Annotated in this window: 15 protein-coding genes, 2 tRNA genes and 3 rRNA genes; 9 read left to right on the forward strand and 11 right to left on the reverse strand. The window is 53.6% G+C overall.

Features of this window, described 5'->3' with window-relative positions; translation table 11 throughout:
* Positions 1–11 precede the first annotated feature (11 nt).
* The 3 genes from MTHE_RS04080 to MTHE_RS04090 are packed head-to-tail and all read right to left on the reverse strand — an operon-like array spanning position 12 to position 2,866.
* Positions 12–386 carry a Mov34/MPN/PAD-1 family protein gene (locus MTHE_RS04080; RefSeq protein WP_011695977.1) on the reverse strand — a complete coding sequence of 125 codons (375 nt, stop codon included), beginning with the start codon at positions 384–386 and terminating at the stop codon, positions 12–14.
* On the reverse strand, positions 373–1,383 hold the full coding sequence (locus MTHE_RS04085; RefSeq protein WP_011695978.1) for a biotin--[acetyl-CoA-carboxylase] ligase: 1,011 nt from the start codon (positions 1,381–1,383) through the stop codon (positions 373–375). The genes MTHE_RS04080 and MTHE_RS04085 overlap by 14 nt, the downstream gene beginning before the upstream one ends.
* Positions 1,367–2,866, reverse strand: coding sequence for an acetyl-CoA carboxylase biotin carboxylase subunit (locus tag MTHE_RS04090; protein WP_011695979.1), 1,500 nt, complete (start codon positions 2,864–2,866; stop codon positions 1,367–1,369). The genes MTHE_RS04085 and MTHE_RS04090 overlap by 17 nt, the downstream gene beginning before the upstream one ends.
* Positions 2,867–3,541: 675 nt before the next feature.
* On the opposite strand from MTHE_RS04090, the gene MTHE_RS04095 reads away from it, so the two are divergent.
* The 6 genes from MTHE_RS04095 (at position 3,542) to MTHE_RS04120 (ending at position 9,092) form a co-directional block, all read left to right on the forward strand.
* Positions 3,542–5,016: ribosomal RNA gene (locus tag MTHE_RS04095) — 16S ribosomal RNA — on the forward strand.
* 61 nt (positions 5,017–5,077) lie between these two features.
* A tRNA-Ala gene (locus tag MTHE_RS04100) sits at positions 5,078–5,150 on the forward strand.
* Positions 5,151–5,254: 104 nt separating this feature from the next.
* A 23S ribosomal RNA gene (locus tag MTHE_RS04105) occupies positions 5,255–8,168 on the forward strand.
* Between the two features lie 47 nt (positions 8,169–8,215).
* Positions 8,216–8,300 (forward strand) — tRNA-Cys (locus tag MTHE_RS04110).
* A gap of 11 nt (positions 8,301–8,311) precedes the next feature.
* Positions 8,312–8,433, forward strand: a 5S ribosomal RNA gene (gene rrf, locus MTHE_RS04115).
* Together the 16S, 23S and 5S rRNA genes with 2 tRNA genes alongside form the textbook arrangement of a ribosomal RNA operon.
* 104 nt (positions 8,434–8,537) lie before the next feature.
* Complete coding sequence (locus MTHE_RS04120; protein ID WP_175265778.1) at positions 8,538–9,092, forward strand: hypothetical protein; 555 nt, start codon at positions 8,538–8,540, stop codon at positions 9,090–9,092.
* 361 nt (positions 9,093–9,453) lie between these two features.
* Here the strand turns inward: MTHE_RS04120 and MTHE_RS04130 are convergent, their stop codons facing one another.
* The 5 genes from MTHE_RS04130 to MTHE_RS04150 form a co-directional block, all read right to left on the reverse strand.
* A complete protein-coding gene (locus MTHE_RS04130) occupies positions 9,454–9,666 on the reverse strand; it encodes a hypothetical protein (protein ID WP_175265780.1) in 213 nt (70 codons plus the stop codon).
* Positions 9,667–10,242: 576 nt separating this feature from the next.
* On the reverse strand, positions 10,243–11,454 hold the full coding sequence (locus tag MTHE_RS04135; RefSeq protein WP_175265781.1) for a glycosyltransferase: 1,212 nt from the start codon (positions 11,452–11,454) through the stop codon (positions 10,243–10,245).
* On the reverse strand, positions 11,447–12,091 hold the full coding sequence (locus MTHE_RS04140; protein WP_011695983.1) for a DUF5752 family protein: 645 nt from the start codon (positions 12,089–12,091) through the stop codon (positions 11,447–11,449). Before MTHE_RS04140 ends, MTHE_RS04135 begins: the two co-directional genes overlap by 8 nt.
* Positions 12,088–14,289 carry a bifunctional alpha,alpha-trehalose-phosphate synthase (UDP-forming)/trehalose-phosphatase gene (locus MTHE_RS04145; protein ID WP_011695984.1) on the reverse strand — a complete coding sequence of 734 codons (2,202 nt, stop codon included), beginning with the start codon at positions 14,287–14,289 and terminating at the stop codon, positions 12,088–12,090. Before MTHE_RS04145 ends, MTHE_RS04140 begins: the two co-directional genes overlap by 4 nt.
* A 221-nt stretch (positions 14,290–14,510) precedes the next feature.
* Positions 14,511–16,592: an ATP-dependent DNA helicase gene (locus tag MTHE_RS04150; RefSeq protein WP_011695985.1), complete on the reverse strand. Its 2,082-nt coding sequence runs from the start codon at positions 16,590–16,592 to the stop codon at positions 14,511–14,513.
* A gap of 81 nt (positions 16,593–16,673) precedes the next feature.
* Here MTHE_RS04150 and MTHE_RS04155 point away from each other — a divergent pair, with 81 nt between their 5' ends.
* Entirely contained in the window at positions 16,674–17,828 is a 1,155-nt protein-coding gene (locus MTHE_RS04155) for an LL-diaminopimelate aminotransferase (protein ID WP_011695986.1), read from the forward strand.
* Between the two features lie 11 nt (positions 17,829–17,839).
* A complete protein-coding gene (leuS, locus tag MTHE_RS04160; RefSeq protein ID WP_011695987.1) occupies positions 17,840–20,692 on the forward strand; it encodes a leucine--tRNA ligase in 2,853 nt (950 codons plus the stop codon).
* Positions 20,693–20,830: 138 nt separating this feature from the next.
* Here the strand turns inward: leuS and MTHE_RS04165 are convergent, their stop codons facing one another.
* Positions 20,831–21,379 (reverse strand): DJ-1 family glyoxalase III, encoded by a 549-nt coding sequence (locus tag MTHE_RS04165; RefSeq protein ID WP_011695988.1) that lies wholly within the window; start codon positions 21,377–21,379, stop codon positions 20,831–20,833.
* 453 nt (positions 21,380–21,832) lie between these two features.
* The gene (locus MTHE_RS04170) at positions 21,833–22,156 is read right to left on the reverse strand and encodes a winged helix-turn-helix domain-containing protein (RefSeq protein WP_175265783.1); all 324 of its coding nucleotides are present in this window, start codon (positions 22,154–22,156) and stop codon (positions 21,833–21,835) included.
* Positions 22,157–22,490: 334 nt separating this feature from the next.
* Between MTHE_RS04170 and hsp20 the strand changes: the two genes are divergently transcribed.
* Positions 22,491–23,078 (forward strand): archaeal heat shock protein Hsp20, encoded by a 588-nt coding sequence (gene hsp20 / locus MTHE_RS04175; RefSeq protein ID WP_011695990.1) that lies wholly within the window; start codon positions 22,491–22,493, stop codon positions 23,076–23,078.
* A 253-nt stretch (positions 23,079–23,331) separates the two neighbouring features.
* On the opposite strand, the gene MTHE_RS04180 is transcribed toward hsp20, so the two are convergent.
* Entirely contained in the window at positions 23,332–23,820 is a 489-nt protein-coding gene (locus MTHE_RS04180; protein ID WP_011695991.1) for a DUF367 family protein, read from the reverse strand.
* Between the last annotated feature and the right edge of the window lie 27 nt (positions 23,821–23,847).

The raw sequence follows: 23,847 nt of genomic DNA on the forward strand, positions 1-23,847 counted from the left end.
ACAGCACGACGCTACTCATCTATTACCACAAGATCTTTTCTCCTTCCCGAGGAGTCGTAGCATCTCCAGCTCCTCTCATCGAACGGCGGAAATGCGATTATGTGATAGCTGCCAGTGTGTGAAAAGAACGCCAAGTCTTCTCTGGATGGAGCAGGATTGGGCACAGGATGGCTGTGGCATGATCCGACAATCGGCACGCTCGGCAGCATATACATCGGGACCCAGGCCATCCACTCAGATGACTCAGTCCCCGGAAGGATCAGTATCTCGGATATCACTCCATCACTGGCCTGAAGCAGCCCAGCGAACTCCCGCGGCATGCATGACCTGCTCGTCTCCAGTATGAATGCCAGCGCATCCTTTGAGATGCCCTTAACCTTCCGCATAACCTGTACTCCCCTTCCCAGTCTGAGAATCGGAGCCTGCCCTCAGATCTCCGTCATCTGGCCTGAGATGGATGCAATCTCCAGCGAGAATTCTCACAATCCCACCATCGTCTTTTCTCACAACAAGAGCTCCATCAGGATCCAGCGACTCCGCAATGCCTGTCACTTCATCAAACCCCTTGACTCTGACCCTCCGGTTTAGCGTATCAGAGAGCCTCACCCATTGATGATACAGATCCCCGGATTCCAGCAGTGCACGCATCTCCTCAAGCACTTTTGCGACGAGCTCTCCTCTCGGGACCTCCCTGTGCAGTTCCTCATAGATGGTGGTCGCATTCCATTCCTCCGGCAGAGATGATGCGCTCATGTTTGCATTGATCCCAATTCCAATGATCATGTAGTTTATGACATCAAGCTCCGCCGAGATCTCCGTCAGCACCCCGCATATCTTTCTCCCATTCACCAGCACATCATTGGGCCACTTTGTTCTGGCATCCAGGCCATAGAGATCCCGGAGGGCCCTGCAGACAGCAACGGACCCTGCCATAGTGTATCTGAAAGCCTCAGAGGGCGTAACTCTCGGCTTCAGTATGATGCTCATCCATACTCCCCCAGATGGAGAGAACCATTTTCTTCCGAGCCGCCCTCTGCCCGCTGTTTGAACCTCTGCAATCACCACTGTCCAGTTCTCGGCTTCGTTTGCGATCTCCCTGGCGAACTCGTTTGTCGAGCCAACGCTTTCCAGCTGTATGAGCCTACTGCAAATATCCTCTGGGATATGGAGATGGAGCGGCTCAGGACCAAGAAGCCTGTAGCCGAGGCGCGTTGAGGCCTCTATTCTGTAACCCATAGAACGAAGGTGCCTGATGTGCTTCCATACGGCTGCACGACTCACCCCCAGTCCATCTCCCATCGCCTTTCCCGAGACCCATCCTCCGGAGGCCGCCCTGAGCTTGCGTATGATGCTCCAGGACGGGTCCTCAGCTCTTTCTCTCACCTTCACCCTCATCAGAGCTGTATAGTGAGAGATACGCACCCACAGCGGCCGAGACAGCAGCGACCTTTCTTGTATCTGCGCCAAGTGCAGAGGCCAAGCTATCGCCCCTCTCCTTCTCCTGGACAACTATATTCTTCACATCATCGAGTATGTTCTCCTCCTTGATGAAGTGTGTATTGATATCGCCTCTTCTGAATCGCTCATTCCTCAGAACTGCCTTGTGGAACGGTATGTTCGTTGCGACTCCCACGATTATGTACTCGTAAAGAGCTCTCTCCATCCGGGCTATGGCCTCGCTCCTATCCCTTCCATGCGCAACAAGTTTTGATATCAGCGAGTCGTAGTACGGAGGGATCACGTAGCCTGTGTAGACGCCGCTGTCGACCCTGATTCCGGGTCCTCCGGGACTCCTGTACCTCCTGAGCCTGCCGGGCGATGGAGCGAAATCGTTCATGGGATCCTCTGCATTTATCCTGCACTCTATCGCCCATCCCCGTATCTCTATCTCGTTCTGGCTGAAACTCAGATCCTCGCCTGCCGCCACAGAGATCTGCTCCTTTGCGAGATCTATGCCTGTCACCATCTCTGTTATTGGATGCTCCACCTGGAGCCTGGTGTTCATCTCCAGGAAGTAGAAATCCCCATGAGAATACATGAACTCCACAGTCCCGGCGCTCCTGTAGCGTATGGCCTTCGCAGCCTTCACCGCTATCTCACCCATCCTCTTCCTGAGCTCAGGGGTCATTACTGGGGACGGGGCCTCCTCGATCAGCTTCTGGTGGCGCCTCTGGATCGAGCACTCCCTCTCGGAGACATATACAGTTCTCCCCCGGTTATCTGCCATTATCTGAAACTCTATATGCCTCGGCTCACTCAAGTACTTCTCCAGGTAAACCGTACCATCACCAAATGCGGAGGTGGCGATCGACTGCGCTGATACCACCGCAGGGGCGAGATCCTCCGGCCTGTCCACGATCTTCATGCCTATTCCACCGCCGCCTGCTGCTGGCTTTATTATGATCGGATAACCAATGCGCTCCGCGACATCCGCGATCTCCTCCGGATCGGATATGCCGCGCTCTGTGCCGGGCACTATCGGCACCCCTGCATCCTTCATCATCTGCCTGGCGGTTATCTTCGAGCCCATCGCATCGATAGAGCTGCTGGATGGGCCTATGAACACGACCCCATTCTCCTCACACAGCTTCGCAAACGCTGGATTCTCCGCCAGAAAACCATACCCCGGGTGTATCGCCTCTGCACCCGTCTGGAGCGCTGCCTTAACTATTTTCTCCATGTTGAGATAGCTTTCAGATGAAGGAGATGGCCCGATGTATACGGCCTCGTCTGCGTACTTTGCGAAGAGCGCGTGCCTGTCCGCATCCGAATACACTGCAACACTCAGGATGCCGAGCTCCCTGCAGGCCCTCATTATACGGATTGCAATCTCTCCACGATTTGCGACCAGAATCTTCTTGAACATCCCCAAATCAAATGCTCTACAAAGGTAAAACCTTTTTGGGAAAATGTCTGGACCAGTCCGAATAACACCTCCTCGCGAAGTTATAGTAAAACATAAGTACATACCGAATGTTCCAGCATTCTATAGTCTTCGTTCATCTGAGGCTATCCAGTTTCATCAAGCAGCTGGCATCGCGTAATTCGTGACCTGTTATGCCAGTGGATACAGTTTCCTGAAAATTCATTCAATGATTTGAGGAGACATCTGCTTTCATTGTGAACCACAACCAGTTAGTGAATTAGTCCTGCGACCTTGCTACCCGATACATCACAATCATTATGGCCAGAAACATATATATATGGGACCCACATGGAAGAGGATGCTTCTTGTGTGCTCTGCAACCGACGAACGGAATGGGCACGGAAGCGTTAAGGTGGGAAACCATACGTCCAGCTCCCATTATGCGGTACAAAGGGAGATGGCACCGTAATGTTTATATACTAATAACCCCTAAAGGTAAGGGCCAAGATGTGGCGAGTTGATCGCGGAGAGAGGCGCGGTGCAGACGGGCAGATATGCCTGGATGATTGCACTGGTTTCCGCTCTGCGGTACATTTTGTTGGGGTGGAGACGGGAGTTTGAGCTCCCTGTCTGACGTTGGTCAAGTGGCGACCCAGCCAATTCCGGCCGATGGTAATACTGGTTGATCCTGCCAGAGGTTACTGCTATCGGGGTCCGACTAAGCCATGCGAGTTGAATGTCCGAAAGGGCATAGCGCACTGCTCAGTAACACGTGGACAACCTGCCCTGAGGACTGGAATAATCCCGGGAAACTGGGGGTAATTCCAGATATGTCAGAACTCCTGGAATGGGTTCTGGCAGAAAGGCTCCGGCGCCTCAGGATGGGTCTGCGGCCTATCAGGGTAGTAGTGGGTGTAACGTACCTACTAGCCTACGACGGGTACGGGTTGTGAGAGCAAGAGCCCGGAGATGGATTCTGAGACATGAATCCAGGCCCTACGGGGTGCAGCAGGCGCGAAAACTTTACAATGCGGGCAACCGCGATAAGGGGACCTCGAGTGCTGGGTTACAAACCTGGCTGTTGGGCTGCCTAAAAAGCAGTCTATAGCAAGGGCCGGGCAAGACCGGTGCCAGCCGCCGCGGTAACACCGGCGGCTCGAGTGGTAACCGCTATTATTGGGTCTAAAGGGTCTGTAGCCGGCCGACTAAGTCTCTTGGGAAATCTGGCATCTCAAGTGTCAGGCTGCCAGGGGATACTGGTCGGCTTGGGACCGGGAGAGGTGAGAGGTACCTCGGGGGTAGGGGTGAAATCTTGTAATCCTCGAGGGACCACCAGTGGCGAAGGCGTCTCACCAGAACGGATCCGACGGCAAGGGACGAAAGCTAGGGGCACGAACCGGATTAGATACCCGGGTAGTCCTAGCCGTAAACGATACTCGCTAGGTGTCGGCCACGGTGCGACCGTGGTCGGTGCCGTAGGGAAGCCGTGAAGCGAGCCACCTGGGAAGTACGGCCGCAAGGCTGAAACTTAAAGGAATTGGCGGGGGAGCACCACAACGGGTGGAGCCTGCGGTTTAATTGGATTCAACGCCGGAAAGCTTACCGGGGGCGACAGCAATATGAAGGTCAGGCTGAAGACCTTACCGGATTCGCTGAGAGGTGGTGCATGGCCGTCGTCAGTTCGTACTGTGAAGCATCCTGTTAAGTCAGGCAACGAGCGAGACCCACGCCCACAGTTGCCAGCGATCCCTCCGGGGAGGCGGGTACTCTGTGGGGACCGCCGCTGCTAAAGCGGAGGAAGGAGTGGGCAACGGTAGGTCAGTATGCCCCGAATCCCCCGGGCTACACGCGGGCTACAATGGTCGGTACAATGGGTATCGACCCCGAAAGGGGTAGGCAATCCCCTAAAACCGATCGTAGTTCGGATTGAGGGCTGAAACTCGCCCTCATGAAGCTGGAATCCGTAGTAATCGCGTTTCAACAGAACGCGGTGAATACGTCCCTGCTCCTTGCACACACCGCCCGTCAAACCACCCGAGTAGGGTCCGGATGAGGGTGTATCCTCTTGATACATTCGAATCCGGGCTTTGCAAGGGGGGTTAAGTCGTAACAAGGTAGCCGTAGGGGAATCTGCGGCTGGATCACCTCCTAGTGTGCATAAATCGGCCGGAAGCTGATAGGTTCGTCACTTGACCTGTTGCTGGGATCTATGGGCTTGTAGCTCAGCAGGTAGAGCGCCGCCTTTGCGAGGCGGAGGCCCTGGGTCCGAATCCCAGCAAGTCCATTGGGTGCACCTGTGGAGAACTGCTCCACAGGGAAGGGCTGATAATCAAGATGAGGCCACGTATACGCTTTGCAGACCAGACGCTCACTGAGATCAGTGGGACGATTAAGCTGCTGATATGCCAGCCGGGGGATGGCTCGGCTCGAGCGCTGATGAAGGGCGTGCCAAGCTGCGATAAGCCCCGGCGAGGCGCAGGGAGCCTTTGAACCGGGGATGCCCTAATGGGAAATCCCAGTTTCATGCTGATCCGTAAGGATCGGGAACGCCCCGGATTGAAACATCTTAGTAGGGGCAGGAGAAGAAATCAAAACGAGATGCCGTCAGTAACGGCGAGTGAACGCGGCAGAGCCCAAACCGAATCCCGAAAGGGAGATGTGGTGTGATAAGCACCGCTCATAACGGTCTGGCAAGGGAATCCGAAGTGGCCTGGAACGGCCCGCCAAAGAGTGTGATAGCCACGTAGGAGCAACCAAGCCGGATCCGAGCGGCGTCTTGAGTACCGTGAGTCGGATATCTCGCGGGAAGTTGGGGGTCACCAACCTCCAAGGCTAAATACGTCTCGAGACCGATAGCGCAGTAGTAGGGTGACCTAAAGCTGAAAAGAACCCTGGATAGGGGTGTGAAAAGAGCCTGAAATCGGCTGGCGATGGTGCGTCACGGCATGTGAGGACCTTCAGGCCGAAGGAGGTCGTCGCGAGGCGACAGTACGAGGCCTGATGCCGGTGTCGTGACTTACGTTTTGAAGAACGGACCAAGGAGTGCATCTGGCTGGCAAGGTTAATCTCGAAAGAGAGTAGCCGAAGCGAAAGCGACATGCGCGCATCGATGAGAGAGGCGCGGCGTATGAAAGTGCGCGGAGTCAGCTGGATGCGACCCGAAGCCGGGCGATCTAGGCGTGGGCAGGTTGAAGCGTGGCGAAAGCTGCGTGGAGGACCGCTAGCGGTGCTGATATGCAAATCGCTCGCGTGACCTGCGTCTAGGGGTGAAAGTCCAATCGAGCCCGGAAATAGCTGGTTCCTCCCGAAACATGTCGCAGCATGACCTGGCCGGAGGCAGTCGGCGGAGTAGAGCACTGATTGGGGATCCCGGGCGGGAAACCGCTCGCTCTCCTGTCAAACTCCCAACACGCCGTCGCCTTAGATGGCCGGAAGTCCGGGCTGGTGGGTAAGCTACTAGTCCGTGAGGGAGACAACCCAGACCGTGGTTAAGGTCCCAAAATGTCGGCTAAGTGTTAACACTGAAGGGCGTCCTAGACCTAAGACAACTGGGAGGTTAGCTTAGAAGCAGCTACCCTTTAAAGAGTGCGTAACAGCTCACCAGTCGAGGCCTAGGGCCCCGAAAATGGACGGGGCTAAGCCGACTACCGATACCACGGAGCGCCGCAAGGCGATCTGGTAGGGAGGCGCCGCGCGTGGGTGGAAGCAACTCCGTGAGGAGTCGTGGACCACGCGGGGACGAAAATCTTGGTAGCAGTAGCAGCAAAGTCGGGTGAGAATCCCGACCGCCGTAAGGGCCAGGGTTCCTGGGCAACGATCGTCAGCCCAGGGTTAGTCGGTCCTAAGGTGTGCCGTAACTCGAGCACATCAAATGGGAAACAGGTTAATATTCCTGTACCTACCGGCACTAAAACCGACGCTTCCGGATATGCCTGACACCCGCGCCAGGGTGCTCAAGCGCCGAAGTCCGCGGAGAGCCGTCATGGCGAGAAACGGACGAATGCGTGATGACGCAAGCAGGCAAATTCCGGGAGCCCGTGAAAAGGGAGCCGGAGGCCGTACCGAGAACCAACACTGGTGCCCCGAGCTAAGAAGGCTCAGGCGTGTCGGAAGTAATCCGGCTAAGGGAATTCGGCAAATTAGCCACGTAACTTCGGGATAAGTGGTGCCTGCTTCGCAAGAAGCAGGTCGCAGTGACGAGGGGGCTCTGACTGTCTAATAACAACATAGGTGGTTGCAGACCCGAAAGGGCAAGTACAACCACTGAATCCTGCCCAGTGCGGGTACCTGAAAACCCGGTACAACGGGAAGAAGGGCCCGTCAACGGCGGGGGTAACTATGACCCTCTTAAGGTAGCGTAGTACCTTGCCGCTTAATTGGCGGCTCGCATGAATGGATCAACGAGAGCCCCACTGTCCCTAGCCGGAACCCGGTGAACCTTACGTCCCAGTGCAGAGTCTGGGGACCCCTGATGGGAAGTGAAGACCCCGTGGAGCTTTACTGCAGCCTGCCGCTGGGTTGTGGTTCTGGATGTAGAGCATAGGTAGGAGGCGTCGAAACCCGGGCGCCAGCTCGGGCGGAGCCACCACTGGAATACTACCCTTCTGGAACTACCACCCTAACTCCGAAAGGAGGACACCGGTAGGTGGGCAGTTTGGGTGGGGCGCCACTCCCTAGAAAAGATATCTAGGGAGCCCTAAGGTCGACTCAGTTGGGTCGGAAACCCAACAAAGAGTGTAAAAGCATAAGTCGGCCTGACGTCATCCCGCATAGCAAAGGATGACGAGACGAAAGTCGGGTTTAGCGAACCTCTCAGCCCCCTTGGTGGGGGCGTTAGATGACAGAAAAGCTACCCCGGGGATAACAGAGTCGTCACCGGCAAGAGCACATATCGACCCGGTGGCTTGCTACCTCGATGTCGGTTCTCTCCATCCTGGCCGTGCAGCAGCGGCCAAGGGTGAGGTTGTTCGCCTATTAAAGGAGATCGTGAGCTGGGTTTAGACCGTCGTGAGACAGGTCGGTTACTATCTGTCAGGGGTGCTTCGCGGTCTGAGGGCAGGCTGGCTTTAGTACGAGAGGAACAAGCCAGCGGCGCCACTGGTCGATCGGTTGTCTGGCAAGGCACGGCCGAGCAGCTACGCGCCACAGGGATAAGGGCTGAAAGCATCTAAGCCCGAAACCCAACCCGAAAAGAGACCGCTCCAAGGGCCCTCGTAAAAGACGAGTTCGATAGAGTCGGGGTGTACGCACCAAGGCAACGAGGTGCTCAGCCCGCGACCACTAACCGCCCAAGCAGCCGCCCCGCTGACCTCAGGCGAATTCTGGATCTGTAAAGCGTATACACAACGCGCCAAGGTGGCGGAGAGGCTACGCAAATGCCTGCAGAACCATAGCGGATAGCATTACCACTCCGGTTCGAATCCGGACCTTGGCTTCAAATCAGAGAGCGGCGGCCATAGCGGCGGGGAAACTCCTGAACCCTTCCCGAACTCAGAAGATAAGCCCGCCCACGTCCTGCACTGTACTGAGGTGCGCGAGCCCTCGGGAAATGCAGGTCGCTGCCAACTCTCAATAATAATTACATCTTTCATGCTTGTTTTTGCTGTTATTTTCTCTTCGGCACTTTTCTTAATGCGGAAATGTTATCACCCATAAACCCAGATTTATTTTGATGTCCAGCTTTGTGAAATTCGACCCGCGAACAAGGCTTGCGCATCTTGAGGAGCATTTGCGTCGCATCCACAGAAACATCCCACTGGAAGAGGCCCGGATACAGCTTCTGAGATGCAGACTTGTTGCATACAAACTGATCGCAGAGATGGAAGATAGCGAATACGACAAACGGTACGTGGACAGGCTCATGTCTGAGATCTACGATAAGCTGAGCGAGCTCTCAGGCATAAAGCTCGCAGATCCGTACACGAATCCCTGCGAGTCGCAGTATCAGATCCTAGAAGAGCTGAAGAGCTACAGGTACAGAGACCCAAATGAGCGCTTCATGAGGTTCGTGAGAGAGGAGTTCAGAGAGATATTCATTCCCACGCTTTTCCTCCTGACCTACCTCTGCAGGTCTGAGAAGAAATACACCTGGGATGAGGTCAGGTCGCAGCTTGATGCGATCATGCACGACCTGGGCGTTGAGGTTTCCTGGGAGGAATGTGAGGGGGAATTGAGAAGGTACGCAAAGAAGGTCTTTCCTGTTCTGGATATCGCAGTAGCAGTGTGATTGTGCACTCACACAACAATTTCCCGTTCGCTCTTATGTGTTCAACAACTTAGAGGACATGTAGTCCAGTTGCTGGAAGCACTCATTCATTCTCCAAGAACGCATGCCGGGGCCATTGTCTTTCCAGGAAAGTCATTATATGGATAAGAGCGTAGGCCCATAAAATTGTATGGGAAAATATATCTCCCCGCTTTCCAGGAAAGTCATTATATGGATAAGAGCGTAGGGGCCAGATGGTTCTGTTGCAGAACCCATGATAGAATTTGTCGATAACCCTATTGCTGAAGAAGGCCGGCCAGCAGTTCATATCCCTCAGCTGTGATGTGATGTCCTGGATATTCCTGTGCTTATTATGTTCCAGTCACCACCGTCGATCCTGATTCCGCCTCTTGATATCAACTCCGGGCCATCCCACCCAGAGACAATCCTGTATCATTTCGGCCCTGGCTTTATCCGATGCGATGAACGATCTTATTCCAGTGGAGAGACCACCAACACTGTCCATAAACCTGATGGCACCTTTTTCCTCCACAACTGTCACTGGTAAGCGGTTCGATATGATCACAAGCCTCATCAAACACCTCCCCTATTCTACGGATATGGCTCTTCCTAATAAGATCGGCTCATACCTCTGATTCGGCGGATCGGCAATCTCGCAGGAGGTGGAGTCGATTGATGTTGGTTGAGCTTGTCAGAGCACCCCCTTCAGACGATTTGGCTACGTGTGGTATTTGCACATTATCATGAGCATACTTGAGTTACTGCTCAAGTAAAGCCGCTATCATCGGGTATATTCGTTCATCCAGGAATCTGCCAAGAGGGCAATTTGCCTCAACGTTATTGAGCATATTCCTATTGAGCCATCACATAAATGTGACAGGAAACACCACGAACCATTCGTGGGATCAAATCGCTGAACGTGATCTAACGAATTGACATTCATTGGCACAACAATATCACAATTCTGTGAGGTCACATGCTGTTGTTTTACAATGAATGCACGAAACGCGGGGTCAACCTCCTGCCGACTCGTTTTATGGTGAGACTATCCCGAATGCTTTCAGCCTTTTGGCACGCCTTTTTATTGCATGCGGAGTATCAATTACCTGAGTGCATGCCGATCTTGAGACTAATTCTCCTCCCTTACAGCTCAAAGATACACGATATCATCCCTGTGATACAGATGTATGAACAGACCCAGGTAGTCTTTTATGTGTCTGGTTATTAAAAAATTATTCCTTACGTGCTCTCTGCCACACTCGCCAAGCTTTGAGGCATATCTCGGCTGATTCAGCAGGATTCTGAGATAATGAACGGTTCCCTCTATCGAATGTGTGAGTATCCCTGTCTGCCTGTGCCTTATCTGGAGTGGTATCCCACCCACTGCTGAGGCGATGACAGGCTTCCCTTTCCAGAGCGCCTCGGTCACAGTTAATCCAAAACCCTCACCTAAAGACTTCTGGAGAATAACCGTGGAGCCCCTCTGCAATGCATTTATCTCTATATCCGGCGGATTGTATATCACATGGATATCCGGATCAGTTTCTGCAGCAGCTCTGATCTGCTCGAGAATTGCTGGTCCTTCAGGATCATCTGCTGCACCACCTCCGGCCAGGACCAGCTGGCAGTCGATATGCTCCTTTACCTTTCTGTAAACCTCGATGACCCCAAACGGATCCTTCAACCGGTCGAATCTGGATACCTGGGTAACGACTGGCCTCTCTCTATCAATCCCGTAGCGCTCGAGCACCGAGTTAATCGTCTCCTCTGGGAGTTCCATATTTTTACTGCTGAGTGGGTCTATGGATGGAGAAATCAGTACCTGCTCGATTGTGAGATCCTTTCGGGCGAAGCTGGGCGCCGAAAAGACAGAGACGTCGTACTGCTCGATAAAACCCCTCAGGAAATCCATGATCCTCTCAGCTGGCCTGGAAAGGTCGATATGGCATCGCCAGATCCATCTTTCTCCACGGGAGTCGCTCTGTTCGATCAGGGGTATAGGCTGTGGATCGTGAATGAAGAGAATGTCACCAGAGAGGTCCAGCTCCTGAGCATTCCACCGATTGATCTCGAGGAAGTATTTGAGATCCTCCTCGGAGATCTGAACATCTGATCCGTGAAGTGCATTGTGGATGCTCTTGGTGATAGAGAAGAATCTCTCGTCCCCCTTTATAACATCCCAGCGAGCCTCAACACCCAGTTCTTTCATCAGTGGAACTATGTGAGACAGGATCTCAGCCACACCACCCCCCACAGCTGTGGAGTTGATATGCTGGACAGATTTCCCTTCAAGCTTGTTTGCCAGAAGGTAAAGCTCATCAACCTCCTCATCGCCAACTATATCCCTGTACTTATCAATCATGGACACGCTCTTCAACCATCCTCACTATCTGATCTCTTAATCTCTCCAGACTGATACAATATGGATCCAGTCTTGAGATATTGTCTGCAAGCTCCTCTTCCCCGATACTTCTCAGCCACTTGGAGAAATCGTTATCCCTGACACCCAGCCTCATCCTTGCTTCGAATATATGGAAATAGAGCGAGCGGATGCTCACCTTCTTCAGAGCCTTTGCGAACTCCCACAGGTTGTTGGCCACATACGGCGTGGGTATGACGAGCGTTTTGGCTGCCATAAAGTGAAACTCAAATCCAGGAGGGCACTCTGTGTTCTCTCCAGACCTGCTTATATAATCCTCGAGGATTTTAGAGAACGTGGATCTCAGATCCTCCAGATTGCAGTAATCGAGAAGGTCCACGGAGAGAAACTGCTCCCCAAGCCTCTCAAGATGTAGGACATCCGTAAGCCAGAAGGCGAAATCGTTTGGCGGTTCTGGTGACAGATAGTGATGCTCCTGCACGAATCTGTGTGTATGGTAGTAGATGGATGAGTGGGGAACGGTCTTTATCCCCTCGAGCAGCTCTCTCAGGTTGCAGGCCTGGACTCCCATCAGCTTGATTATGTGGTATGGCGTGTAGAAATGGAAACCTTCATTCATTCAACCAACTCCTCCAGCAAGCCCAATGCCTCGGAGCAATCCGGGATGTTGTATTTTGCCACAGATTCAATCATTCCCACCTTTATGGTACAGGCCGAATCCGGCAAAGCTCTGAACATATCCTCATCAGTTACATCATCTCCCATAGCCAGAATGAAGTCGTATGTCTCTCTGCTCAGGAAGTACCTGAGGGCATTTCCTTTATTAACTCCGCTGGGTCTGATTTCGATCACCCTGTTTCCTGGAAGTATCTGCACATCGATATTCGCGGTGTAGCTCATGAGATCATCGATGAGCTCTGAGAACTTCTGAGATGCCAGTTCTGGATCTGCCATCCTGAAGTGCCACACAACCGAGAAGTCCTTGGTCTCGATAAAGGATCCGGGCACACGGTCAACATACCGCTCCAGGATCGCCTGTATGCTCGGTATCCAGCTGGTATCCACATTCTTATGGATCTTCATCCATGAGTTCTCCTTCAACTTCAGCCAGAAACCATGCTCAGCCACCAGGTACATATCGAACTCTCCAAACCATTCTTCCAGCGTCTTCTTGTCGCGACCGCTGATGAGCAATATATCCGTCTTCGGATCATCAACAATGCGCCTGAGCAGACTTCGAACCCTTTTATCAGGCCTTGCAAGCCCCGGGTACTCTGCGAAGGGGACCAGAGTTCCATCATAGTCAGAAACCACAAGCCTTCGAGCTGCATTTCTGTATCTCTCGATAATCTCTCCTCTCTTAACAGAAGTGAGTGGTCTGATCTCCAGATGCTTTCCTTCCTCGGCTGCAGCCCCCAGAGACCTCACAAAGCTTGACGCCCACTTAAATATATCATTCCGCTTCAGTCTGGACTGTATCATCCGGCACCGCCAGATCTGCTCGTCCTCCGGCATCTCAAGCGCCTTCAGAATCGCATCGGCTATCTCCTCTATGTTGTACGGATTTATCAATATCGCCTCAACAGCCTCCTTTGAGGCCCCGGCCATCTCACTGAGAATGAGAACACCCCTGCAGTCGACCTTGGAGGCGATGTACTCCTTCGCCACAAGGTTCATGCCATCTCTCAGAGGCGTGATGAGAGCGGTATCACAGAGATTGTACAGGGCCTGAAGCTGGGGCTCTGGCAAATATCTGTAAGTGTATAAGATAGGTGTCCAGTCCACTTTCCCGAACTTGCCATTTATATCTCCAACCTTTTCATCTATCTGCCGCTTCATCTGCTGATAATGCTCAACCCTGACTCTTGAGGGAACAACCACGAGGACCAGGATTACCCTTCCATGCCATGAGGGATTTTTTTTAAGAAACGCCTCATATCCCTCAAGTCTCTTGACTATTCCTTTTGTGTAATCCAGTCGATCTATTGAGAGAACAGTCTTTCTATCACGGAATGCTGCTTTAAATGCCTCCATCTCCACCTGCACTGCTGGATTCTGTCTTGAACTGTGAAACTTATCGAAATCTATCCCCATTGGAAACACATCCACTCTGACAAGATGTCCTTTATAGAGAATGTTACCAAGGTGACTCTCTGCCCCAACTATACGAAGTGCAGCCCTCAAGAAGTTTCGTGCATAATCGTATGTGTGGAAGCCTATCAGGTTCGATCCCAGGAGCCCATCCACGATTGCACGCTGCCAGTCCTTTGGTAAAATCTGAAAGACCTCATATGACGGAAATGGTATGTGAAGAAAGAAGCCTATCGGAAGATCGTGGAACCTCTCTCGGAGCATCTGCGGCAGGAGCATAAGATGGTAATCGTGAATCCACACCAAATCCCCTGGCATCAGGATCCTGGAGATCTCCTCCGCGAACACTCTGTTCGCATGGATGTAAGTATTCCAGTGATCCTTGTTGTATGACGTGAGTGATGGGAAATAATGGAATAGGGGCCAGATGGTTCTGTTGCAGAACCCATGATAGAATTTGTCGATAACCCTATTGCTGAAGAAGACCGGCCAGCAGTTCATATCCTTCAGCTGTGATGTGATGTCCTGGATATTCCGCCTCTTTAAATCAACTCCGGGCCATCCCACCCAGAGACAATCCTGTATCATTTCGGCCCTGGCTTTATCCGATGCGATGAACGATCTTATTCCAGTGGAGAGACCACCAACACTGTCCATAAACCTGATGGCACCTTTTTCCTCCACAACTGTCACTGGTAAGCGGTTCGATATGATCACAAGCCTCATCAAACACCTCCCCTATTCTACGGATATGGCTCTTCCTAAATAAGATTGGCTCATCCCTCTGATTCGGCGGATCGGCAATCTCGCAGGAGATGGAGTCGATTGATGTTGGTCGGACAGAACTCAACACTTCGACGATTCGGCCTCATGAGCCGTAAGATCAAACTGCATTTGGGAAGGTCACGCTCGTTAAGATACATCCCGTACCTCTGTGAATCAATGTTTCATGCGGAGACACCAGGCTCTTTAAGCTGTGATATGACCCCCTCCGCAATCTTCGGGCCGAGGATCTCTGACAGGGTGGATTTATCAGCTGCTTTTAGATCCTCCAGGCTCCTGTAGCCTGCCTGGTAGAGCTTCCGCGCCCTCACCCTGCCTATGCCCTTCAGCTCCAAGAGTTGTAAGAGCTCATCGCCTGCGCCATAGTGTATTCTGAGCGCCAGCCTCTCAGCCAGATATGTGACTCCGAGGTCCATATGCTTCGATATCCTGTGCAGCGCGCTCATGAGCCACTCCGCGGTCTCCGCTATCCTCACGAGATCTCCGGGGCTGATGCTGTATCTGTCCTCGATCCTGTCCTCATGCACCTCGTTTATCCAGTCCATGAGCATGGATGCGGTCTTCACCTCTCTCAGTAGCCAGTCGAAGTTCTTCTCGTTCCCGAGCTCTGATGAGTGCTCGGAGATGAAATCCTCGAGCCAGTTATCGCTCTGCTGAACAAAGAGGAGCTCCATATCAGGGGTCATCGTTATCACATGCAATAGCGTGAGCACAGTGGGCCTGCGAATGCCTCTGATCTCCTGGATCATCACCATGGCGCTCAGCGGATCAATGTACAGCCTGGACACCAGAGCGCCAAGGGGTGTTGGTGTGAGATCCTTATCGATCATATCGCTCCTCACGAGAAACTCCAGGACAGAAGCTATCGTCTCTCCCAGGTATGATGGATCCTGCTGGCGGGCGTAGAATGTGGATGCCATGAGCCTGCTCAGGGAGTCAACCGAATCTGCGAATCTGGAAGCAATCGTTGCAAGCACATGCGTGCGAAGCGCCCTCTCGCTGGCCAGCTTCGACCAAATATCCTCAGGCTCTCCCATTACATAGTGATCCATGAGCTTTTGGAGCTCGCTCTCGCTCCTGGCCATGATGAGCGACTCCCCGTAGGGATCGAGCCCCGGCCTGCCTGCTCTGCCTGCCATCTGCCTGTACTCCATGACCGGAATTGGGCGTGTTCCGAGACCAGCTTCATATCTCTTGTAGCTCCTTATGAGAACCCTGCGTGCAGGTAAGTTCAGTCCAGCCGCGAGGGTCGGGGTGCATGCTATTACCTTCACAACATTCTGCCTGAATCCGAGCTCTATCAGACGCCTCTGCTCCGGGAGCAGCCCTGCATGATGGAACGCGGCTCCATGCCTCAGGCACATTGCGAGTTTCTTCGCGGTCTTGCCCTCGCCGCTCAGCCTCTCAGCGAGCTCGATCGTCTCCCCTGATTCCTGGAGAGCTCCGGAGACCTTCTTAGCCATCGACTCAGCATTCCTCCTGGTGCTCTCGAATATCAGCATCTGGCCGCCCTGATCAACTGTATCCAGAACCAGGTTCAGCACAGGATCCCTGTTCCGGTTCTCGAGCTGTATCTCCCCATCCGGAAAGACCAGCCTGTCCTCCAGCAGCACACCCTCCCGGAGCCGTACGGGCCGCCAGTCGCTCGAGACGATCTCCCCTTTTATCCAGTCCGCGATCTCCCTTCCGTTGGCTATCGTCGCGCTGAGCCCGATCACCTGCATCTCAGGATTGAGATGCATGAGCTTCGTCATCGTCATCTCCAGCGTTGGCCCTCTGTTTGCTGAGTCCAGGAGGTGAATCTCGTCCACAACAAGAACGCCGATCCTGCGCACCCAGGAGGCTCCGTTCCGTATCAGAGAGTCCGCCTTCTCGGACGTCGCTATGATGATGTCATTCCTGCCCAGACGCTCATCCCTTTTCTCGAAATCTCCGGTGCTAATCCCTACCCTCAAGCCGAGCTTGGAGAACCTGCTGAAACTCTCGAACTTCTCCGAGGCCAGAGCGCGCAGCGGGACTATGTAGAGAGACCTTTTTCCCGAGAGCGCGCCCCTGAGCATCGCAAGCTCCGCGAGGAGGGTCTTTCCAGCTGCGGTCGGCACTGATATGATCATGTTCCTGCCGTCAAGGAGCCCGCGCTCTATCGCCTCGGCCTGTGGTGGGTATAGCTCATCTATCCCCAGGGCCTCGTAAAGCTCTATGACGCTCTCAGGCAGCCATCTGATCAGATCTCTGATCGTGAGCATGAATCCCCTTACCCTTATATACTAAACAGCGCTACTAGATGCGGCAGCATCTGGATCTCCAGCATCATCGGAGAGATATGAATGTACGCTGATCGGATAAAATCCCTTCCTCCCTATCTGTTCGCCGAGATCGATGGAATCAAGAAGAGAGCAAGAGATAGTGGCGTTGACGTCATAGATCTGAGCGTAGGGGACCCGGACATACCAACGCCTGAGCATATAGTTAAAGAGATGTGCGAGGCTGTGAAGAGACCTGCAAACCATCAGTACCCATCATATGAGGGAAAGATCGAGTTCAGAGAGGCAGTGGCTGAGTGGTACCGTGATCTCTTCGGTGTCGATCTAGATCCATCCACAGAGATACTCACCCTCATAGGATCCAAGGAGGGGCTTGCGCATGCCCCGCTGGCGTTCGTAAATCCGGGGGAGATAGTGCTCGTCCCGGATCCGGCGTATACAGTTTACAGCACAGCGGTGATGTTTGCTGGTGGCATCCCTGAGAGGATGCCTCTCCTGAAGAAGAACTCGTTTCTTCCCGATCTCGGGAGCATAAGGGCGAGGCTTGAGCAGGATCCTGACTGGAGGCCCAGGCTGATCTTTCTGAACTACCCGAACAATCCGACCGGCGCTGTCGCTGGAATTGATTTCTTCAGAGAGCTCGTGGATCTGGCCCGCGAGTACGGGATTCTTGTGATGCACGATAACCCCTACTCCGAGATATACTTCGACGGGCGGCCACCGAGCATACTCCAGGTACCCGGGGCGAGGGATGTGGCTGTCGAGTTTCATTCATTATCCAAGACTTACAACATGACCGGCTGGCGCATAGGCATGGTCTCAGGGAGCTCCAGGATCATCGAGGGCATCGGAAAGGTCAAGTCGAACATAGACTCCGGGAACTTCGGCGCGGTACAGGATGCCGGGATCGCTGCGCTCAGAAGCCCGCCGGAGGTTGTTGATGGGTTGAGGGCTGTGTACAGGGAGAGGATCGAGATCCTGCACTCGGCGCTCTGCGATATCGGTCTTGAGCTCTCGAAGCCTAAGGCGACGTTCTACCTCTGGGCGTGGACCGGCGGGGACTCCAGGGAGTACGCCAAGATGCTGCTCGAGAAGACCGGTATAGTCGTGACACCAGGCGTCGGGTTTGGCGAACATGGCGAAGGTTACATAAGGCTCTCTGTGACCCAGCCCACAGAGAGGATCGAGATGGCCGCTGAAAGGCTGAGGAATCTCTGAGAGGAGGGTGCATGTTGCGTAATGAGTATTCAGCGCATGAGATCGAGGCGAAGTGGCAGCGGATATGGGAGGAGGAGGGCGTATTTCACGCGGAGCCTGATTCGAGAAAGAAGTTCTTCCTGACGATACCATATCCATACCTGAACGGCAACCTTCACGCCGGACATACACGCACTTTCACGATAGGCGATGCCATAGCGCGGTACCACAGGATGCTGGGCGAGAACGTCCTCTTCCCGATGGCATTCCACGCGACAGGTACCCCGATAGTCGGGCTCAGCGAGCTGATCGCGAACCGCGATCCGCTGATATGGGATGTCTACACCAGGCTGCACGGCATACCAGAGGAGGAGCTGGAGAAGCTCACAACTCCTGAGGCTATAGTCGATTACTTCAGGAAGCAGGCGAAGCTCGCCATGCGGAGCATAGGTTACTCCATAGACTGGAGAAGGGAGTTCACAACAACAGATCCAGCGTACAACAGGTTCATCGAGTGGCAGTTCGGAATACTCAGGGAGAAGGGGTACGTCACGAAGGGCTCGCATCCTGTGAGATGGTGCCCGAACGACCAGAATCCTGTAGAGGATCATGATATACTGAGAGGAGAGGACGCGACGATACTGGACTTCACCCTGATAAAGTTCAGGCTTGATGATAAGGTGCTTCCATGTGCCACTCTCCGCCCTGAGACGGTCTTCGGGGTGACTAACCTATGGGTTAATCCCAACGTTGTACACTACATAGCGAGGGTGAATGATGAGGTATGGATAGTGAGCCCCCAGGCGTATCACAAGCTCACGTTCACTGACAGATCTGTGAAGAAGATAGGCGAGATCCCGGGGGAGGAGCTGATCGGGAAGAAGGCCAGGAATCCTGTAACCGGAGATGAGATCATCATCCTGCCGGCCACGTTCGTCGATCCGGACAGCGGCTCCGGCATAGTCATGTCCGTGCCTGCGCACGCGCCTCTGGACTACCTTGCGCTCAGGGACCTCTACGATGCGGATCTGAGCAAGTATGGGATAACAGAGGATCTCCGCAAAATAAAGTTCATCTCCCTGATATCCGTGCCGGAGTACGGGGAGTTTCCTGCTGTTGATGCTGTGAACGAGCTGGGTGTCAAGGACCAGAACGATCCGAAGGCAGAGGAGGCGACGAAGCTCGTCTACCGCAGAGAGTTTCACAATGGAGTGCTGAAAGAGATCACCGGAAGATACGCCGGAACTCCGGTGCACAGGATAAAGGACATCCTGCTCCAGGACCTCATAAATCAGGGTGTTGCTGAGATCTTCTACGAGTTCAGCGAGACACCGGTGATCTGCAGATGCGGGGCGAGGTGTGTCGTCAAGATGGTCCGGGATCAGTGGTTCCTGGAGTACTCTGATCCGGTCTGGAAGTCCAGGGTTTTGGAGTGTCTCGCTGGCATGCAGATCATCCCCGAGGAGATGCGCGCTGAGTTCATCAACAAGATCGACTGGCTCAAGGACAAAGCGTGCGCAAGAAGAAAGGGCCTGGGGACCAGGCTTCCCTGGGACAGGGAATGGCTGATCGAGTCGCTTGCGGACAGCACGATCTACATGGCCTTCTACATCCTGGCTAAGTACGTCAACGCTGGCATGAAGATAGACCGGCTGGTACCACAGTTCTTCGACTACATATTCCTCGGAAAGGGCACGCCTGAGGAGGTCTCATCCCTCACAGGGGTGGATGTGGATACTGTAAGGCGGATACGCGAGGACTTCGAGTACTGGTACCCCGTGGATCTCAGGACCTCAGGAAAGGATCTGGTGGCAAACCACCTGCTATTCTTCCTATATCACCACGTGGCGATATTCCCTGAGAGCCTCTGGCCAAGGGCGATAGCAGTGAACGGGTTCGTCTCCCTTGAGGGCCAGAAGATGTCGAAGTCCAGAGGGCCGATACTCACGCTCAAGCAAGCGGTAGCGGAGAACGGCGCTGATGTGACCAGGCTGTACATACTTGCGAATGCAGAGTACACTCAAGATGCGGACTGGAGAAACGACGGGGCGCAGGCGACGCGCGGGCAGGTCGAGAGGTTCTACACGCTAGCCAGGGAGATCATCGAGAGGAACGACATAGATGAGAGCGCGGAACTGACGCTGATCGACAGGTGGATGTTATCAAGACTGCAGCGGAGGATCATCGAGACGACAGATGCACTGAACAACATACAGACGAGAAGGGCGCTTCAGAGCGCGTTCTACCACATGCTCAACGATCTGAGATGGTATGAGAGGAGGGGCGGAAGGAACCAGCTCCGCAGGATACTGAACGTGTGGGTCAGGCTTATGGCACCGTTCACCCCGCACATCTGCGAGGAGATCTGGCAGAACATAGGCGAGGGGTACGTCTCAAGGGCGCCCTGGCCTGTTCCGGATGCATCGCTCATAGATGAGCAGGCAGAGCGTGCTGAGGCCTACCTGGAGCAGACGCAGAAAGACATCGAGGAGATCATAAGGGTGACGAAGACGAAGCCAAGAAGGATCGTACTGTACACAACTCCTGTATGGAAGAGAGAGATGCTCCGGCTGGCTCTTGAGGTATCAAAGGGCGGAAGGCTCGACATGGGCGCTCTGATGAAATCAGCCATGGGCCATCCTGAGATCCAGAGCCACAAGAAGGACGCTCCGAAGTACGGTGGCAAGCTCGCGAAGTCTGTGCACGCTCTGAGCGGGGATGTGCTTGCACTCGATGAATTAGGAATACTCTCCAGGGAGAGAGAGTATCTCTCACAGGCGTTCGGCTGCCCGGTTGAGGTCTACTCCGCTGATAATCCCCCATACGACCCGAAGGGCAGGGCTCAGAACGCAGAGCCTGGAAGGCCTGCGATATACATAGAGTGACCGGCCGGCAGAGGCCGGTGCACATTTCTCACATTCAGGGGATGGGCGAGCTTCCCCCCTTCTGAGAGAATCTGCTACTCTCCACCGCATGCATTTGGCCCTTGAAGACCATGGCCGGCTTGGATGATGGCAGACCGGCTACTTCAGGACCAGCGTCTCCCTCCCGACATTCAGCATGGCCTCCTTTCCTGCGAGAAGCTCGACGAGCTTCAGGGCGAAGTCCATGGCTGTGCCCGGCCCCTGGCTCGTGACCATCTTACCATCAACAACAACGCGCTCGTCCATGTAGCGCGCGCATGCTGCCACCTCCTCTTTTCCTGCTGGATGGACTGTGGCCATCCGGCCGCTCAGCACTCCCGCCTTCACAAGGACAGACGGAGCGCCGCATATCGCGGCCACGTACTTGCCGGCGGCGGACATTTTCCGGACAGCATCGAGAACACGTTCATCCTTGCCGAGATTGATGAATCCAGGATTGCCTCCCGGGAGCACTATCGCATCCGCGCTGTTGAGATCCACTTTGTCGAAGGTGGTGTCCGGAATCACCCTCACGCCATGCGATCCCTGGACCGGACCATCCCTCAGGCCGGCGATCTCGACATCGATTCCAGCACGCCTGAGGATATCAACCACTGTCACGAACTCTATCTCCTCAAAGCCCTCAGCAAGCGGCACCACAACCTTCATGACAGAACCTCCAATCTGAATATGATGGCAGAGCACATATATTTGATTGCGCTCTTATATTTCTAGCAACTTGGAATGCATGCAAGCGGCTTGCTGAAGCACATATTCATTCGCCAGAAGCGCATCGCCAGGCCAATGCATTTGTAGGAAAATTATCATATGGATAAGAGCGTTTGATTGCTCATACCCGCAAGATTCACGCAGCTGTTGTTCGTATCACCGATATCTGCAGCATGCCACCTCCTGGAATTCACGCGAGGATTCCTAAAAACCCGCCCTTTTGATATAAAATATTAATAATACAAATATGCTGCAACCTCTACAGATCTTAAGAAAGGGGTTAACAGGAATCCTCACGCAGTATTTTACCAGAACGTCGATTCGTGGCAGGCTATTCGGTGGTCTGAGCCCACAACTGTCGCTCTGCAGAACCATCTGAAACATCTGCGGGATTTAAAGGATTCGAGCGTCCACCTTTTCCAGATAGAGCCTGCCGGTGATCGTGGGCCTGTAGCTCTCGCCCACCTTCTCAACAACCAGCCCCTTTTCGAGCATCGCGAGATGGTATCTGGCCTGCTCCTCGCTCAATCCAAACTCCCTCTCGATCTCGTCCCTGCTCCTGGCCTTCAGACCTATGAACCTCAGCATCTTCCGCCGCAGCGGTAGCTGCAAAACCTCCAGGGCAAATTTGTGATCCTCAGCGGACTCCCACCACCTGGCTTCAGAGGATGAGACATCGGGATGATCTGGCCTGGAGCTCCAGCTGTCCTCCTTCATAAGATGTGTTGTTTCTCGCGCCCGGTATATAGCCATGTACCCGCGCCGTTGGGATCTGCGATGCGAACCTCAAATCGAGGTAGCTCAAAACTGCCTTAACCAATGACACATGGGGCACTTTCATCCTTTGGCACGCCTCTGCTGTTGCATGCGGGGTTTCGTCTGAAGTTTCTTTGGTCCATGCTCCAGCGTGCTCTTCGCGAATTTTCCTCTGTGTACATGCATTCTGCCCGGCTGGAACAAAGCAAAATTATTTTTCATGAACCAGCGTATGCCTGTTTAAGAGAAAAGTATTTATAGTACTTCAAAACTAGTATATACCGAGGTGAAAAGAATGTGGAGGAGAAGGTATCCATCGATCTTTGATATCTTCGAGAGCTTCATGAGAGGATTCCCGTTCGAGCGGAAGGAGCGCTTTGAGGAGGACTGGTTCCTGTCCCCCTTTGAGGAGATGATAAAGAGGTTCGAGAGCGAGATGCCGAAGGAGTTCAGGGAGCTTGTAAGAGAGGAGGAGACTCCTGAGGGCAAGGTCAGAAGGTACGGGCCGTTTGTCTACGGCTTCAGCTACGTGGTCGAGCCAGGGAAGGAGCCGATCTTCAGGGAGTTCGGCAACATCAGGCCGTCCTATCGCGGCATCGAGGCCAGCATAGGTCGCGAGCCTCTCGTCGATATAATGGAGGAGAAGGACAGCTACAAGATCTTCGTGGAGCTGCCTGGTGTGGACAAGTCCAACATCAAGCTTGATGTCGCCGAGGACAGCGTCGAGATAAGGACAGATGACGAGAAGAAGTTCTACAAGATGATCCAGCTGGAGCGCCCGGTCGATCCGGACAGCGCAAAGGCCATCTACAACAACGGCGTGCTCACCCTGACGCTCGAGAAGAAGGAGAAGCGGAAGGGCAAGGAGGTCAAGATAGAGTAAACAGCAAAGTTTACAATTTTTTATTTAATTGTGCTGTTTTCTGCTTGAGTACGTATCTCTTTACCATGAAAATCGTCTACAGAATACTGTTTTCATGCTTTCAGCGTGATCATTGTCCGGAAGATCAACTTTCTACGCTCTTATGTGTTCAGCAACTTTAATGCAAGCCGGTTGCTGGATGTGCTCCATTCACTTGGCTTGGCAGCATACCGGAACCAATACCGCAAGTTATCAGATGGATAAGAGCGAGTTTCTATATGTACTCGCTCTGTATCCTCACGACCTCAGCGCTGTCCTTTGCAGCTGCGTACTCCTCGAGGGGCTCTCTGTTGAGCTCGAAGAATGTATGCCCCCAGGAGAACTTCGAGAGAACAAGGGATGCCTGCTCCCGCTCGCCTAAAATGAAAAGCGCAGCTGCAAGCGCTTCCGCAGTTGATAACCTGAAGGGCCTGCCGAAGTTCACAGGGTTTGCAGCCAGGAGAAATGGCAGGGCTCTTGTGTTTGCATGAATCCTCTCGAAGACCCTCTCAGCCTCAGCCCAGCTGCAGTCGAGGGCCGCGAGCCCTCTACATGAGTATCTATCTGCTGGAGAGAGCGCCCTCTCAGAAAACGGGCTTAGAATCAGATAACCTCTGAGATCGGAGATCCTGTGAGTCAATCTTGCGATTCCAAAGCGCGCCAGCTTTCTTCCCGTGCACTTCTTCGGATCGCACTGGTTTGCGTGATATATCAGGAGATCCATCTCATGTGAGTATAACCGATAATCCTA

The organism is Methanothrix thermoacetophila PT, from assembly GCF_000014945.1.
Classification (GTDB): domain Archaea; phylum Halobacteriota; class Methanosarcinia; order Methanotrichales; family Methanotrichaceae; genus Methanothrix_B; species Methanothrix_B thermoacetophila.